The organism is Dyadobacter arcticus, from assembly GCF_011762185.1.
Lineage (GTDB): Bacteria > Bacteroidota > Bacteroidia > Cytophagales > Spirosomataceae > Dyadobacter > Dyadobacter arcticus.
Genome location: NZ_JAASQJ010000006.1, coordinates 92,082 through 107,455 on the forward strand (window position 1 = coordinate 92,082; position 15,374 = coordinate 107,455).

14 protein-coding genes are annotated in these 15,374 nt (G+C 43.3%); 4 read left to right on the forward strand and 10 right to left on the reverse strand.

The window, feature by feature from the left end; all coding sequences use genetic code 11:
• Window positions 1-40: 40 nt before the first annotated feature.
• The 3 genes from FHS68_RS24040 to FHS68_RS24050 form a co-directional block, all read right to left on the reverse strand.
• Complete coding sequence (locus tag FHS68_RS24040) at window positions 41-1,171, reverse strand: TIGR03364 family FAD-dependent oxidoreductase (protein WP_167276091.1); 1,131 nt, start codon at window positions 1,169-1,171, stop codon at window positions 41-43.
• A gap of 27 nt (window positions 1,172-1,198) precedes the next feature.
• Window positions 1,199-1,906 (reverse strand): HAD-IA family hydrolase, encoded by a 708-nt coding sequence (locus FHS68_RS24045; RefSeq protein WP_167276094.1) that lies wholly within the window; start codon window positions 1,904-1,906, stop codon window positions 1,199-1,201.
• Between the two features lie 161 nt (window positions 1,907-2,067).
• Complete coding sequence (locus tag FHS68_RS24050; protein ID WP_167276096.1) at window positions 2,068-2,643, reverse strand: helix-turn-helix domain-containing protein; 576 nt, start codon at window positions 2,641-2,643, stop codon at window positions 2,068-2,070.
• Window positions 2,644-2,926: 283 nt separating this feature from the next.
• Between FHS68_RS24050 and FHS68_RS24055 the strand changes: the two genes are divergently transcribed.
• Complete coding sequence (locus FHS68_RS24055; protein ID WP_167276099.1) at window positions 2,927-4,030, forward strand: glycosyltransferase; 1,104 nt, start codon at window positions 2,927-2,929, stop codon at window positions 4,028-4,030.
• A 269-nt stretch (window positions 4,031-4,299) separates the two neighbouring features.
• On the opposite strand, the gene FHS68_RS24060 is transcribed toward FHS68_RS24055, so the two are convergent.
• Window positions 4,300-4,668 (reverse strand): hypothetical protein, encoded by a 369-nt coding sequence (locus FHS68_RS24060; RefSeq protein ID WP_167276101.1) that lies wholly within the window; start codon window positions 4,666-4,668, stop codon window positions 4,300-4,302.
• 185 nt (window positions 4,669-4,853) lie between these two features.
• On the opposite strand from FHS68_RS24060, the gene FHS68_RS24065 reads away from it, so the two are divergent.
• Entirely contained in the window at window positions 4,854-5,354 is a 501-nt protein-coding gene (locus tag FHS68_RS24065; protein ID WP_167276104.1) for a hypothetical protein, read from the forward strand.
• Between the two features lie 9 nt (window positions 5,355-5,363).
• Here the strand turns inward: FHS68_RS24065 and FHS68_RS24070 are convergent, their stop codons facing one another.
• The 4 genes from FHS68_RS24070 to FHS68_RS24085 are packed head-to-tail and all read right to left on the reverse strand — an operon-like array spanning window position 5,364 to window position 10,649.
• Entirely contained in the window at window positions 5,364-6,815 is a 1,452-nt protein-coding gene (locus FHS68_RS24070; RefSeq protein ID WP_167276106.1) for an SDR family oxidoreductase, read from the reverse strand.
• Window positions 6,816-6,841: 26 nt separating this feature from the next.
• Window positions 6,842-7,597, reverse strand: coding sequence for a GDSL-type esterase/lipase family protein (locus FHS68_RS24075; RefSeq protein ID WP_167276109.1), 756 nt, complete (start codon window positions 7,595-7,597; stop codon window positions 6,842-6,844).
• Window positions 7,598-7,626: 29 nt separating this feature from the next.
• The gene (locus FHS68_RS24080; RefSeq protein ID WP_208408427.1) at window positions 7,627-8,157 is read right to left on the reverse strand and encodes a YfiT family bacillithiol transferase; all 531 of its coding nucleotides are present in this window, start codon (window positions 8,155-8,157) and stop codon (window positions 7,627-7,629) included.
• Entirely contained in the window at window positions 8,154-10,649 is a 2,496-nt protein-coding gene (locus tag FHS68_RS24085) for a YfhO family protein (protein ID WP_167276110.1), read from the reverse strand. The genes FHS68_RS24080 and FHS68_RS24085 overlap by 4 nt, the downstream gene beginning before the upstream one ends.
• Window positions 10,650-10,970: 321 nt before the next feature.
• On the opposite strand from FHS68_RS24085, the gene pfkA reads away from it, so the two are divergent.
• Window positions 10,971-11,945 carry a 6-phosphofructokinase gene (gene pfkA, locus FHS68_RS24090; RefSeq protein ID WP_167276113.1) on the forward strand — a complete coding sequence of 325 codons (975 nt, stop codon included), beginning with the start codon at window positions 10,971-10,973 and terminating at the stop codon, window positions 11,943-11,945.
• Between the two features lie 11 nt (window positions 11,946-11,956).
• On the opposite strand, the gene FHS68_RS24095 is transcribed toward pfkA, so the two are convergent.
• Window positions 11,957-12,727: a YdcF family protein gene (locus FHS68_RS24095; protein WP_167276115.1), complete on the reverse strand. Its 771-nt coding sequence runs from the start codon at window positions 12,725-12,727 to the stop codon at window positions 11,957-11,959.
• Window positions 12,728-12,829: 102 nt separating this feature from the next.
• Between FHS68_RS24095 and FHS68_RS24100 the strand changes: the two genes are divergently transcribed.
• Entirely contained in the window at window positions 12,830-14,236 is a 1,407-nt protein-coding gene (locus FHS68_RS24100) for a TlpA family protein disulfide reductase (RefSeq protein ID WP_167276117.1), read from the forward strand.
• Here the strand turns inward: FHS68_RS24100 and FHS68_RS24105 are convergent.
• Window positions 14,231-15,334 carry a lactonase family protein gene (locus FHS68_RS24105; protein WP_167276119.1) on the reverse strand — a complete coding sequence of 368 codons (1,104 nt, stop codon included), beginning with the start codon at window positions 15,332-15,334 and terminating at the stop codon, window positions 14,231-14,233. The genes FHS68_RS24100 and FHS68_RS24105 overlap by 6 nt on opposite strands.
• Window positions 15,335-15,374 lie beyond the last annotated feature (40 nt).

Here is a 15,374-nt window from a genome sequence, read left to right on the forward strand (position 1 = left end):
GGTATAGAGTAGGATTTAGGAATAGTTGGGATTTCAAGTTTTAAGATGGTGTGTAGCTACCTCCTACCACTTCGTCGCAGAGGCCAAAAGAGAGGGTCATTCCATTGCCGCCGAGGCCGTTGATGATGGTGACACCACTTTCCGGTTTGATTACAATTTCGGTTGCGCCGTTGGTCAATTTGGGATAGATACCATGCCAGGTTTGGAAAACTTTTGGAGATTTGAACCGGGCAAATGTGGCCAGATAATCCAGGATCATGGTGTTGATAAATTCCCTGTCGAACGGATCGAAGGTTAATGCATATTCGTGGGAATCTCCCACGGTAATTTCGCCCAAGCCATTTTGTGAAGCCATCACATGGATTCCCCACTTTAAATGTTCAGCATATTCAGCTTCGTAGCGGGCTTTCAATCCGGGTAATGATGCGGCTGCTTTGAAGCCGTGGTAATGTATGAGGGACAGTCCGCCGCACAATGCCGGACCAATTCTCCAATTATCCGGCTGCGCTTCCAGGCGAAGCATTTGGAGTTTACATTTTGTTAACGGAGCTTCTGAAAAATGTTCCGGATATAATGTCTCAAAATCCTGGCCGCTGCAGACAAAAATTTCATCCGCAGACCAGCTTTTTACTCCTGAATAAACATTGGGATACGATATGTCCGAAATTGCGGTGTTCCAGATGAAAGTAACACCGAGTTTGGCGGTCAGGTAACCGGGAATGGCAGCGATGGCTTCCCGAGGATCAACGATCATTTCATCTTCGGAATACAGAGAGCCTAATAATCCGTTCCCATTTACCGCAGGCGACTTTTCCAGTGTTTCAAAAGCATTCAGAATGCTCACGGGACGATAACTGCTCACCTCGACAAACTGCTGCAACACTTCAAATTCGTCATTTTGATAAGCCATGTGAAGACTTCCACCTTCATAAGACCAGCATTTCGCCCCTTCAAGCACTTCTTTCCAAATGCTTTTTGCATGAAGTGCCCTTTCATATAAAGTACCCTCCGGCTGACCAATAGGCCATACCATACCAAAATTCCTGATGGAGGCACCAATCGCTTTCGAAGATCTTTCAATTACTGTTACCTGATAATTCCTTGACGCCAAAGCTCTTGCTGTCGCAAGCCCAACGATCCCTGCTCCTATGACAATAGCAGATTTGCTCATCCCAATGAATTTTAATTGATATAGAGATTAACTCTTCTGAGCCGCGAAGGCATGGCTGGCTGAAATGATGCCGATGACATCAGCAATGTTGTCAATGATGTGTGTCGGCTTGTAAGGAAGCAGCTCTTCGCGGGTAAATGCACCGGTTGTAATGCCAATCACATATTTGCAGCCTGCATTGATTCCCTCATTGACATCTACCTCAGTATCACCTACTTTGGCCACATTATCCGGAGAGTTTACGCCCAGTTCTGTCATAATTCGTCGAATCATATCCGGGTAAGGGCGACCAAATGGCACTTCATCGCTGGCAACCATCAAATCTATTTTGTCTTTCCATCCCAGACGATCAATAATCACATCTGCAATGTCTTTCGAAAAACCGGTATTGAGGGCGATTTTGATTCCGTCAGCGCGAAGCGTTGCAAACGTTTCCTCCACGTTGGGTAGTGGGGCGATTTCCTGGGTACTTTTATAAAATGCAATCATTCCCTCCACAAAATGGGTGTGGATTTCGGTAACGAGCTCATCCGTGATTTTTGATTTGTTGACTTCACGAACTTCAAGCATCATTTTAATAGCCAGGGGTTTTTCGTATCCCATCAGCGGATTTACATCGTCAATTGCGATATCATATCCCTGCGATTTCATGGCCTGCTGAAAGGCGATCCCTACAAAATTTTTGTCGCTGACAGTGGTTCCGGCCATATCGAAAACAACAAGTTCTATTGACATTTTGAACGTATAATTGGTGAACTAATACTGAACCTTCCAAGATAACATAGCGTGTATACGACAAAAATAGAGAGCGCTAACCAAAAATACATTATTCAAATGTTAATTAATATTTAACTTTCTGCTTCAAAGTTAAGGTCAAATTTATACTCATCCGGCCATTAAGCTTCATTAAAAAAGTAGATGACGAGCAGTAACACTTCGTCCCCGTTGATGCATTTCGGATTGTGAAGTTCATTGGCATCAAAAAACATAGAATCGCCCTGATTAAGAATGTACTTGTTTTTTCCAACCGTGTATTCGACCGAACCCTGCAGCACATATTTGAATTCATAGGCATTGGTGCGAACCATCGGTCTTCGCGCATCTTTTTCCAGCCGAAGGAGGACCACATCAATATGGTTATCCTTAAACTGCTTGCTGAAGATGCGTAGGTAATGATATCCTTTGGCGTTTTCCTTGGTGAATGGCTGGTAATCTTCCTTTCGCCTGATTAAAACATTATCTCCCGGGGCGGTTGAAATGATGTCTTTAAAAAAAACATTAAGGTCGATATCCAGCGCCTTGATCAGCCCCAACATGACAGGCAGAGAAGGAATGGTCCTGCTGTTTTCAATCTGAGAAACCAGGCTTTTCGTAACACCGGCCTCATCGGCAATTTCCTGAAGTGTTACCCCTTTATTTTTCCTTGCCTCCTTTAATTTATTACTGATCTGGAAAAGAATGTCTTCCTGCATGCTAATGCTGTTTAGATAATTGGAATTGACGCAACGAAAGGTCAAAGTAAATTTTAATTTAAGATTATACGAAACTACCTTGTATCCAAATTGTCCACATCAGCAATATTCTTTGCATCTTTCTTTAACCAAACATTACCGCTAAATAAATTTTATCGACCACACAACAACTAATTCATAATATTTATTTTCCTTATGAAACTAACAACGTCAAAAATCTAAGTTTGACGTGAGACAGTAGCACTCAGTGAACCCACAGCAATACCCCCCTCATAATCATCAAATGCGAATTTTACATATCGTTACTCTGGCTGAAATCGGAGGCGCACAATCAGTAGTTTTAAATCTGGCAAAAGAATCAGCCGTGTTCGGCAATCAAGTCATGGTTGCGTCATCTGTGAAAGGCGAATTATGGAACTTGCTGCCGAAAGAAGTCCTTCAATGGAAAATACCATCACTGAAGAGAAGCATTAGGCTTGGTGATGATCTGCGGGTCATTCGCGAATTACGAAAAATCAATATAACCTTTCGTCCGGACGTTATTCATCTCCACTCATCCAAGATCGGAGTTTTGGGTCGGCTTGCTTTCCCGACTCAAAAAATAGTTTATACCGTTCACGGCTTCGATTCCATACGCCTTGCATTTCGAAAATTCCTTTATCTCGAAAAATTACTCCAGACGCGCTCAAAACATATTGTCGGCGTAAGCAAATATGATGTCAACAATTTGATGGCGGAGGGTATCAAAAGCAATGTAAAGTGCATTTACAATGGAATAAGTGATTTTTTCCAATTTCATAAGGAAAAAGAAACTGAACTTGATGAAGAACTGCGACATGCCATACAATCAAAGAAAGGCTTCAAGGTCCTGTGCATAGCGCGGATTTCGGCGCAAAAGAAGTTTGATTTATTCTGTGAGGTTGCGGAGCAGATGAAGGACTATCCGGTTCACTTTTTTTGGATAGGTAATAAGGAGCAAGTATATGATACGCCCGAAAATGTGCATTGCCTGGGACAAGTTGAAAATGCCCACCGCTTTCTGAAATATGTGGATTTATTCATGCTTCCTTCCAATTACGAGGGAATGCCAGTATCAATTATTGAAGCCCTTTGCTATTCGGTTCCCGTGGTAGCGTCTAATGTGGGTGGCATTCCTGAAATGCTCAACGGAAGAAATGGGGTAGCTTTAAAAAACGACAGAAGCACGTTTGTATCTGCAATTTCCGAATACATTGAAAACAAAGACTTACTTGATTCATCCCGGTTTGAAGCCAGAAAATCTTATGAAAATTTCTTCACGATCCGGATCATGTTTGAGGCTTATATGAAGTTGTACGAGTCCATCTACTCAGAGAATCATCCGCTTTTGGTCCACTCTATTCTGTAATTCCAGCTGTCATTCTACGCTCCACAAATACACTGACGACAGCAATTCGCTGGCTGGTTTCTCCACAACTCCCGGCTGCCAATTACGTAATCAAACCTTACTTAGCCTGAGCATTGACTGCAAAAGGAAAAAGAAGGCGCATTGCAGGCCATCTATTTTGCTTTCACTAGGCGCACCGTCAGTCTGTGGACATTTAAAGTTGGAGAGCTAATAAATGCCAGAGGCATGACCTATTTCCTACCCCCGGATTTCAATCCGGGGATTTAAAATCAAATACGCTTCAAATCGGGATCGTAAAATCCTTTCCAGATTGCGAGAGCCTCCTCAGGCCACTCGGGCGGCGATTGCAGATATGCCTTAATTTTGGCCAGATTTTCAGATGAACAATCCTTCACCGAATATTTTACAAGATCAACCAAAACCTGATCGATCCTGGCGGTACTAATCTGCCAGTTTCTGCTGTATTTGGTATACCAATCTTCATTCAAGAAAACAAATCCCGAATATCTGTAAACGTCGGAAAAACCGAATGCATCGATTACGACCGGTTCAGTCGGCCATTCCGCATCTAACTCCTCATCGCTGTACCGTTCCCGACCATCTCCGAGGAGGGCTATGAATCTGTATGTTTTTACCATTATACTTCTTTGATTTAAATAATCTGCATAAGTCCAGGCAAAATTATCATGCCGCTTTTTGAGTATTTTAAATTTAGTGTTAAGCTAAATTGAATAACATGTCCAATTGTTGGCGAAAATTGGACATGTATCAATTTCTGTCCATTTATTGAACATACATTTGCTCAATCCTAGCCATTTCCCCAATGATCCGCATCTCAACACTCCCCCTAATCGAAAACACCTCTCAATTTAATGCGGCGAAACTAATACTGCTTGTCGACGTCCTGCTGGTGGGCGACGCGCCACGAAGTATGCGGGAACATATTAAAAACAACTATGGCGGATTTATTTATGACAAGAAAACTTACATCCCCATAACCCTGACAGGCACACCGGAAAGCCTGCTGAACAATGTTGGAAAGCCCATACATTTCAAATTCGACCATGGTTTTGAGAATCATTATCATTTTGATGGCGATCTGAATGCTGCATTCTGGCATAAGAAACTGTATGATATGTCTGCATTTGCTGGCGAACAGGGAATTTCTTTCGAACGCGAGGAATCGTTTATCATTAATAGATATATTACCGGACATCGAGATTACATTGAATCACACCCCATTACCAGTCTGCTAACACTCCCGAAACAACCCGCTTCTATTGGCACCAAACCGATGCTCGGGCTGAAACCAGTTCGAAAATAAATGTCCAGATTATCCAGCATCCCTAAACCCGATCACATTATTAACCATTCCTTCAAAAACAAAAAAGTGAAAAGGCAGCACGGAATACCAGTACAATCTGCCCAATAATCCCTTCGGACGGAAGGTGGCTGTTTGCTGAAGGTAATTTTTAGAGTCTTTGGTGACTATTTTGAATTCCAGCCAGGCTTCGCCGGGGAGTTTCATTTCTGCATATAAGAGCAGCCTTTTGTTGAGCTTGTCTGCGGCGAGTACGCGCCAGAAATCCAATGTATCACCGCTGTGAATATTGTGGGCATTGGTCCTGCCGCGCCGCAAGCCTACGCCTCCAACCATTTTATCCATAAACCCTCTCAAATTCCACATCCAATTTCCGTAATACCAGCCGCGACGGCCACCGATGGACCAGATGTTTTCGACCACCTGATCCACATCTTCCTTAATTTCCTTTTGTCGCTTATCCGTAAAACAGCCGGCTTTGGGAATACGGATATGTTCGATCATATAACTGTTCACGTAACTGGATACGAACGAATCTTTCCAGCTTGAAACCACATTATTTTGCTCGATCTTCTGAAAAGCCATAGAAACAGATTCCTTGTAGGATATTGGCTTGATACCCAGCATTTCCTCCAATTCATTGTTCTCAGGCACAACGTCTACTTTCATGCTGTTAACGAGATTGGAAGCAAGCTTAAAGGACGTAGAAGTCACAAAATAAAGCCAATAAGAAGACAGTTTGGGCGTCATCACCGGCACTGTAAGGATGTACCTTTTCAAGCCACGTACTTCTGCAAATTGCAACAGCATTTCCCGGTAAGTCAGCACTTCCGGGCCGCCCACATCAAACGAACGTCCAAATGTTTTTTCATTCAGTAACACCCCATTCAAATATTCCAGAATGTTCCGGATTGCGATTGGCTTGCTTTTGGTGTTGAGCCATTTCGGCGTTACCATTACCGGCAGCTTCTCAACCAGATCACGTATGATTTCAAAGGATGCGCTGCCGGATCCTACAATAATCCCGGCCTTTATGGCGGTGAGCGGGATAGCAGTTCGACCAAGTACTTCTTCGACTTTCTTCCTGGAAGACAAATGTTTGGACAACTCTTTGCTATTAGTAATCCCTCCCAGATAAATGATCTGCCTGATACCCGAATTTGTGATAAGCGTGATGAAATTTCTGGCAGAAAGCTCCTCCATTTTCTCAAAATCCCCAGAATCTGAGCTCATGGAATGAATGAGATAATAGGCAATGTCAATGCCTTCCGGCAACGTTTCGCTGAACGCATCGTTCAGAAAATCAACTTCATACAGTGAAATACCAGGCTGGGCATAAATGCCCTCTGTGGGAAACCGGTTTTTATCGCGGACGCAGCATACTATTTCATGCCCGTTTTCGAGGAGGACGGGAAGCAGTCGCTTACCAATATAGCCGGTAGCGCCGGTGAGGAGAATTTTCATGCAAGTTCATCATCGAAAATCGTGCCTTACAAGATTGCTTTCGCAATGGCCTTTCCCCAATATTGACCCAAGATCGCGACCCCTTCTACATTTGGATGCAGGTAGAAAACGCCTTGCTGGCCATTTTCCGCCTTAAATAACTCCTTCGCGTGTTTTTTAAAATACTTAAACGCTTTGGTATCGCCTTTAAAAACCCGGTCGGGATTCGTACTCCTATATTCCTTTACCATCGCATCAAGCTCCGGGATATAGCTTTCCAATCTTTCCAAGCCTTCCGCCAGGTATTTTGAACGGTTGTAGGTATTGGTACTGTACCAGATCGGATGCTGGACAACCACCTTACTTCCCGGGTACTTGTTCATTAAATCAGAAATGATTGCCTGCATATTTTTCTTATAAATCTCTTTCGAAACCGGCGCCCCATTCGGACCTTCAATGGCGCTATCATTGGTGCCTAGCTTCATTGAAAACACCAGCTGATGATCCTTTTGGGCAAACAGACTGTCCGCTGCCTTTGTTGCCAGCTCAAAAAATTTACCACTGACAGGAAGCCAATCCAATGTCGTAGACCCACTCCTGCCCACGTTCATGAACTTGACATCTTCCACGCCTTTTTGTTCCTTCAAATAATTTACTGCGTGGGTGGGTGGTGGGAAACCATTATCGCCTCCTTTTCCCTGGGTAATGCTGTTGCCTATAAAAACTATGGAAAGTTTAGTCTGACCGAAAGTCAGTTCAGAAACCAGCAGGAACAGAACGAGTATTGCGGATTTTATTTTCATTAGGTATTTCGGGGAGGTTTAAATAGGTTTTATTCAATTCTACCCAATGCCAACTGGACGTGCGCAAAATGATGGGACACATGCCAGGCCGACATGGCTAATGCGTGTTGCTGGCTCAGCCAAATTTTTCTGACCGGATGGAAGTAGGCGATTTCGAGTTGCTCCGGTGTGAGGGTTTTGGCTAGATAAATATATCTGTACCCGATATTTTCGAAGATGGTAAGCGAAGGTTCGATCGGCATCACGGATGCTTCCGGGGTTTTTGCCCAACCGTCCATATTGATGAGGGTAACTTCCTTATAATCAGGCTCAGTCAGCGCTTTTTTCATTCTGAGAAAGTGTAGTAGATGAATGTCTGCCACATGATGGATTAATTGCCGGACATTCCAGCTTCCTTCCCGGTAAGTATTTTCTAAATCGCTTTCAGATAAACTTTCGACAAGACTTCGATAGTCAGCCGGGGCTTTTTCAATGGTGGCAATAAGCCCGGCAATTTCTTGGTCTGTGTAACTATCTTGAGGATTAAAGGTGCCAATCGGATATTTGCGGTCTGTGATCATGAGGCCAGGCTTTTTTTAGTTTTAATTTCCATGAAAACGGCCCCGGCAATCAAGCCCAACAGCAAAACGGAGCTTACGAGATCAACCTTGCTTCCGGTTGCTACAGATATGGGCTCGAACCGGAAATTGATCGTATGTTTTCCTGCGGGAACACGCAATGCCCGAAGGATATAATTCGCGCGCAGCAGATCTGCGGGTTTGCCGTCAATCGTGATTTTCCATTCATCCCGAACATTATAGTAGATCTCTGAGAAAACCGCCAGCCCTTCACATTTTGAATTACTCTCATAAACCACTTCATTCGGCTTGTAGGATATCAGGTTTATTTTATCTGTCGAATCCGGCTCTAATTTCAAGCCGTTTAATTTACCTGCAAAACGCTGATCCAGTACTGCTTCCTGCCGAAGATTTAATGAACTCAAAGCACTCATTTCCGCATCAGCATTAGGAACTAACTTATAATTTTTCACGAACCAGGCATGGCCGTAAGCCTGAGGATTAGGCTGCGCCACTTTATTTCCCTGCTGATCCGCAGTAATGATATACTTGGTATTCAGCATATTAATGATTTCCATGTTCGGTTTTTCCGTCGCGATCTGGCGTTCAAACAATTCCTGATAGCGACGCATTTTGGCACCATGGTATCCCCCAAGCGATTTGTGAAAATAAGAGGCATCGGCGCTATTGAAGGGTCCCTGACTCGAAGCAACATCATATACCCGGTAGTCCGGGTCGGTGTCTTTCAGTATCTGCTCATCCGCTGGTGAGGGTGTGATGTTACCCTGAGCCACGTAATTGCTTACAAAATCTTCATTATTGAGGTATCTCTTATCCACCCCGAAAAGGTCGAAAATGATGAGTAGCAGCAGTGCTCCATACATCATAACAGGCTTGATTTTATCTTTCATCCAAAGCCAGATCAACCCTGCAATCAGCAACACGAAGATCAGGCTTCTTAATGCATCGCCTTTCATCAGCCCTGCCCGGTCTTGAACGATTGCATTGATGATCTGCTGCGCAAACGCCTTATCCTGTGTTTGCTGGGCAAACCTTTCGAGATTCTGAACATCGCTGGCTGCCTGAAAATTGAAGAAAATCGTCGGCATCATTGCAAGAATTAGCATTAACCCGCCAGTTATGCCAAGCGTTATAATAAACGGTCTTTGCAAATCATGCCAGGTAATTTTCTTTTGGACAATGTTGATCAGCGCAAGTACGCCGAGTGTTACCATCAGCAACTGTGCAAGCGAAACCACCATGGTCATGGCCCTGAACTTATTGAACATTGGGAAATAATCGAAGAAGAGATAATTGATTGGGGCGAAACTCTTACCCAATGCCCAAATAATGTAGAGCAAAACGACACCAACTATCCAGCCTTTAAATGGGCTTTTGACAATAAAAACCCCAAAAACAAATAAGAAAAACACGATAGCGCTGATGTAGTTGGGGCCGCCCATAATAGGCTGATCACCCCAGTACAAAGGCATTTGCTTCACAATATTCTGTGCAGCAGAAGGATCTACACCTTTCGTTGTCAGCGTTTTATACGTTTCGGAGTCTGTTGAAAGCGGCCCATAGGAAGTACCTCCGTAAGCATTAGGGATAATTAACGTCAGCAATTCCCCTATACCGTAACTATATGTAAAAGCATATTCCTTATCCAGGCCGCTTCCCTGCGCCCCGGCTTGTGTTTTGTCCCGGGCGGTCAGTTCGGACTTGCCCCGGATAGTTTCTTTAGTATAATCATATGCGTTCCAAAGTCTGGTGGTATGTGTTCCAACTGCCACGACTGCCGCGAATGTCAAGCCGCCCAGAATCAGCAGCAGATCTTTCAGCATTCCTTTTTTCAGGAAGGAAATGCTTTCAACAATAACCAAAATCACAATTCCGATCCCAAGATAATAGGTGATCTGAACGTGGTTGGCATATAATTCGAGCGAAAGAAACAATCCGGCAACGGCAGATCCGGCCAGCCAATGCTTGCGAAAAGCCAGGATAACCCCAGCCATTACACCCGGCGCGTACATAATGGCAATGACCTGAGAAACGTGACCGGCTTCCAGATTAATTACATTGAAGGCCGAAAATGCAAATGCTATGGCACCAGCCGCAGAAAGCCAGCCACCAGCCCCCAATACAATAAAAAGAATGTAAGCACTTACTAATCCAATCAAAAAATAGTTGGCAGGTGCCGGTAAAATCCTGTTGATTCCCTGTCCCAGTTTCGTGGAGATACTGGTTGGATAATCGGCGGCGACAAGGTAAGCGGGCATGCCCGAAAACATGCCATTTGTCCATGCCGACCATTCCCCAGTTTGCTTGTGGTAATCGAGTACTTCGCGGGCTGCACCTTTCGCCATAAAATCATCCGTCGCTACCAATTTCCTGCCTTGTAAAACAGGAGAAACATATATAAGTGATAGGATCATGAACCCAAGAACTGCAACCAGATGCGGCCAGGCGCGTTGCCAGGAAAATAGATTTTTCATTGGAATATTTTTGAACTAGCGGGTTGGTTTTAGGTCTTTAACGAGGCTATAAACTAAATTATTAAAAATATAATTTTTCAAACAGTGACGCATTGGTCAGAATACTTTGATCGAATATTATATTTCCGTTAACTGGCGCAAATATATAAGTATTGATATATGTTTAGGGTGTAAAATATAATTCTGCATCCGGCATTTTTTTAACATAATTAAGAATATGGACATATATTTAAAGGAAATACCGGATAAATTTGTGGAAATTGTGCCTTTAAGGTTTGATCACAAGAAGACAGAGCTAGCTTAGAAGTAACCCGAAATTAAATGAAAAGAATTGGAGTATTTACCTCAGGAGGAGATGCCCCCGGTATGAATGCCTGTATCAGGGCGGTAGTCCGTGGAGCTGTCTACCATGGTATCGAAGTATATGGTATAAGAAGAGGATATAGCGGAATGATTGCCGGGGATGTTTATAAAATGGAATCGCACTCGGTAAGCAATATAGTACAAAGAGGGGGAACGATTCTAAAATCAGCAAGAAGCAAAGATTTCATGACTCCGGAGGGGAGAAAAAAAGCATACGATAATCTGGTTGAACTAGGGATTGAAGGATTAGTAGCGATTGGAGGTAACGGTACTTTTACGGGTGCAATGATTTTTGGGAACGAATATGGCATTCCTACCGTGGGAGCACCCGGAACCATTGATAACGACTTATACGGAACAGACTACACTATTGGTTTTGACACGGCTGTTAATACCGCACTCGACGCGATAGACCGGATACGTGATACTGCCAGCTCACACGACAGGATTTTCTTTATTGAAGTAATGGGACGTGACTCGGGATACATTGCAGTGCAATCTGGTATCGCCGGAGGTGCGGAATTGGTGATGGTGCCGGAAGTGCTTACCCCTATTTCTGAGGTGGTTGAAACCTTAAAACAAGGGTGGAGCCGTTCTAAATCTTCCTCTATTATTATTGTCGCGGAGGGTGACGAAGAAGGCAGCGCGCAGGAAGTTGCCGACAAGATCAAAACACAGGTAGATGAAAATGCAGATATCAGGGTAACCACATTGGGGCATACGCAACGTGGCGGGCCACCATCCGCTTACGACCGAATTTTGGCAAGCCGTCTCGGACTCGGCGCATTGGAAGGGTTAATTGGCGGACAAAAAAATGTTATGGCTGGTATTATTAACAACGACCTCGTTTATACGCCTTTTGAAGACACGATCCGCCTGCCAAAACCAATCAACGAAGATTTGCTTAGGATGGTGAAGATTCTGAGTGTCTGATACTGCTTGAACTAGCAATAACCTACCACTTTATATACAAGATAACCGACTACCTCGTGCCATAATGTATTAAAATCCGCCAAGGCACCCGGATCCGGTTGAAATCCAGTTTCAAAGGTTAATTCATTGTAGCCTCCATAAAAGTCGGCTGGAAAAATGTCCGTTTTGATGCCCGCTTTATCAAAACAACCCGCCGACCTTCGCATGTGAAATGCCGAAGTGATCAGAAGATACTTTCCTGTGGGAAAACTGGTCCTCAATATCGCAGCTGAAAAAAGTGCGTTCTCACGCGTATTTCTGGCCCTTTCTTCAAATAAAATATCGCCGGGAGTAACTCCCCACTCTACCAGTAATCCGGCAGCGGATCTGGTTTCTCCCTTTCGTTTTTTCATCATAAAATCCTGGCTGATACCCGTAATCAGAATCTTTTTAATCTTTCCGGCTTTATAAAGTTGGAATGTCTGCAACACCCTGTCACCGCGGCTTCCCAGGTAAATATGGTCGGCATTCGGCTTTTTTGAAGCAATGAGTCCTCCCGATAACAATATTCCAACCTCGTATTGCTGCAATGTGCTAATGTTAATAGAACGCGGCTCCCACCAGTTAAAGGCCTTCTTGACCAGAAAAGAATTGGAAATCAGGAGCAGCAAAATCAGAACTAGAAAAATTGTTTGACGGCGCTTTCGGCTGTTTCGTATAATCAAAGCATATCCCAGCAGCAACAGAATGATGCTTAGTGGCATGACCAAAAAGTCAATGGCTTTGGAGAGAAAATAAAACATTTAGATAAGAACCTGACTGAAGTTGTCGTTTTGAAATTAATTTTGTGCCTTTGACGCTTCAATTAATCAAATAAACAAATCATAAGCAAACTGCCCGATCTGATGAAAGTATATACCCACACTGCTCTTTTATTCATAATATTCACTTTCACACTGCTCACCAATGCATCTGCCCAGGGCTATCACATTGAGGCGACCATCAAGGGGATACGGGATTCTTCACTGGTGATCGGGCATTATAATCGAAGCCATAATCAATTTGTACCCAAGGATACCGCGAAAGCAGACGCGAACGGTAAGATGCTTTTTGAAGGAAATACTGCTTTGCCAGGCGGACTTTATGTCGTTCTTTTTCCGGGAAATCAGCGTTGGGTTGAACTGGTTTATTCAGGGAAAGAAACCAATTTTTCTATTGAAACCGATACAACAGATATCATTGGCAATATGAAGGTAACGGGTTCAAAGGAGAATGAGCTTTTTTATAATTATCAGAGGGAATTACGAAACGGTTCAAAGCAGCTGGAAATACTTGGCAAAAGCAGCAGCGTAGATTCGAAAAGTCAGATGAAAACCATCCAAGACAGTTTTTCTGCATACCGACTGAAAATGTTGAAAGAAAACCAGGATAGCTTCACAGTCAAGCTTCTGAACATGTCTGCTGATCCTGAAATACCAGCGGCCCCAAAGCTTACAAATGGCAAAACAGATTCGATCTGGGTGTTTAATTACTACAAATCACATTACTGGGACTCGTTTGATTTTGCAGATACCAGAATTGTGAACACGCCGTTTCTGGAACCCAAAATGGAACGCTACTTTAAAAATCTGGTTGTTCAAACCCCTGATTCCCTCATTAAGGAGGCTGACTACATGGTAAGAAAGGTTTCTGCCAATAAAGACGCCAAAAATTGGCTCATTTTTTACATTGCCAATCAGTATGAAAATCCAAAAACGGTTGGTACTGAGGCTGTGTGGGTACATATGGCCAACAAGTATTATCTGTCAGGTGAAATGAATGTAGCAGACGATAACCGCAAGCGTATAGCGGAGAAGGTGAATACATTAAAAGACCTTTTGGTAAACAAAACTTTTCCCGCTCTGACCTTGACAGACCCTACTGGGAAGAAAGTAAGTGTTCAGACCATTCAGGCTAACTACACTGTTCTTTTCTTCTTTGCCCCAACCTGCGGACATTGTAAAGAAGCCTCTCCGGCGCTCAAAGCATTTTATGATAAAAACAAAGCCAATGGTGTGAAAGTGATGACCATTTCAACCGAGCATAATATGGAAGAATGGAAGTCCTTCATCAAAACATATCATTTCGAGGAGCTTATCAATGGTTACGATGCATTGAAACAGATCGATTTCAACAGGAAGTTTGATGTCGTTACCACTCCAATGATCTATGTTTTGGATAAAAACAAAAAGATCATTGCCCGCAAAATGCCTATTGAGCAATTGGAGGATTTTTTGAATTACTACCAAAACAAAATCGCAAGAAAGCTATAAGAATGTAATGCAGATAGGCAATTTAACGCCAATGCTTTCATGCTTGAAGGTTAATTTTCCAGTAACGGGATCCACATCATAGACCACCAGATTATCCGCCGACTGATTGGCAACGATCATTAATTTGCCCGTCGGATCAACATTAAAATCGCGTGGTGTAGCGATTGATTTGATCTGCTGATCTACCATTTCCAATTCTCCATTTTCTTTTATCTTGAATGCGCTGATGGAATTATGGCCTCTGTTTGAGACATATACAAACTTACCATTCGGATGGAGATGTATCGCCGAACTGGTATTGGCGCCTGTAAAATCAGCCGGAATGGTCGGATAAGTATTCAGTGCTGTAATCACGCCGTTTTTATCAATTGTACACGAGGTAAGCGTCGCTTCCAGCTCGTTAAGTAGAAATAATGATTTACCGGAGGGATGAATGATCAAATGCCTCGGACCTGAACCTGGTTTTCCGGAGAAAAATGGCTGTGCGGGATTGGGAGTAAGTTTGCCTGCCTTTGTATCAGCTACATAATTCATAATCTTATCACTTCCAAGATCCGTCACGTAAACGAATTTTCCATCCGGACTGGCAGTAGCAAAATGTGCGTGGGCTTTCTCCTGACGCTTCACATTTGGACCGGTTCCGGTAAATTGTTCGGTATAAACAGGCGCATTCACTTTTCCATCAGGCTGTAACGTGTAGGTAGTAAAACTTCCGCCCGTATAATTAGCGGCAAAAGCCATTTTTCCGGAAGGATGCACCGAAACATGACAAGGATTCAATCCCTCGGAAGGTTGGCTGTTGATGTATGTCAATTTCTTATCCGCTCCTATTGAAAATGCACTTATTTTATGATCGCCTGAAACGGCATATAAGTTCTTTTTATTGGGAGAAAGCGCCAAGTAACCGGGCCCGACGCAATTGTTAAATGTATCAAGTTGGGTTATTTGCCCGGTTGCGAGGTTAAGTTCGCACAATGTAATGGATGAGTTGGCACCTTTATCCTGCGTTCCAATGTAAAAAGGAATGGTTTTATCCTGAAAAGAAAGGGTTATCAAAGCGATAATCAATAGTATTGGCAGCAGGAGGAGCTTTTTCATGGTTTTAATTTTAAAATGAAATAGGTACGTTAGGGAAAGT

Bases quoted from the DNA above. Each gene is read 5' to 3' on its own strand.
- FHS68_RS24095 (WP_167276115.1), bottom strand. From the start codon at position 12,727: ATGTTTTATTTTCTCTCCAAAGCCATTGACTTTTTGGTCATGCCACTA.
- FHS68_RS24065 (WP_167276104.1), top strand. From the start codon at position 4,854: ATGATCCGCATCTCAACACTCCCCCTAATCGAAAACACCTCTCAATTT.
- FHS68_RS24055 (WP_167276099.1), top strand. From the start codon at position 2,927: ATGCGAATTTTACATATCGTTACTCTGGCTGAAATCGGAGGCGCACAA.
- FHS68_RS24060 (WP_167276101.1), bottom strand. From the start codon at position 4,668: ATGGTAAAAACATACAGATTCATAGCCCTCCTCGGAGATGGTCGGGAA.
- FHS68_RS24100 (WP_167276117.1), top strand. From the start codon at position 12,830: ATGAAAGTATATACCCACACTGCTCTTTTATTCATAATATTCACTTTC.
- FHS68_RS24070 (WP_167276106.1), bottom strand. From the start codon at position 6,815: ATGAAAATTCTCCTCACCGGCGCTACCGGCTATATTGGTAAGCGACTG.
- FHS68_RS24050 (WP_167276096.1), bottom strand. From the start codon at position 2,643: ATGCAGGAAGACATTCTTTTCCAGATCAGTAATAAATTAAAGGAGGCA.
- FHS68_RS24105 (WP_167276119.1), bottom strand. From the start codon at position 15,334: ATGAAAAAGCTCCTCCTGCTGCCAATACTATTGATTATCGCTTTGATA.
- pfkA (WP_167276113.1), top strand. From the start codon at position 10,971: ATGAAAAGAATTGGAGTATTTACCTCAGGAGGAGATGCCCCCGGTATG.
- FHS68_RS24040 (WP_167276091.1), bottom strand. From the start codon at position 1,171: ATGAGCAAATCTGCTATTGTCATAGGAGCAGGGATCGTTGGGCTTGCG.
- FHS68_RS24045 (WP_167276094.1), bottom strand. From the start codon at position 1,906: ATGTCAATAGAACTTGTTGTTTTCGATATGGCCGGAACCACTGTCAGC.
- FHS68_RS24080 (WP_208408427.1), bottom strand. From the start codon at position 8,157: ATGATCACAGACCGCAAATATCCGATTGGCACCTTTAATCCTCAAGAT.
- FHS68_RS24075 (WP_167276109.1), bottom strand. From the start codon at position 7,597: ATGAAAATAAAATCCGCAATACTCGTTCTGTTCCTGCTGGTTTCTGAA.
- FHS68_RS24085 (WP_167276110.1), bottom strand. From the start codon at position 10,649: ATGAAAAATCTATTTTCCTGGCAACGCGCCTGGCCGCATCTGGTTGCA.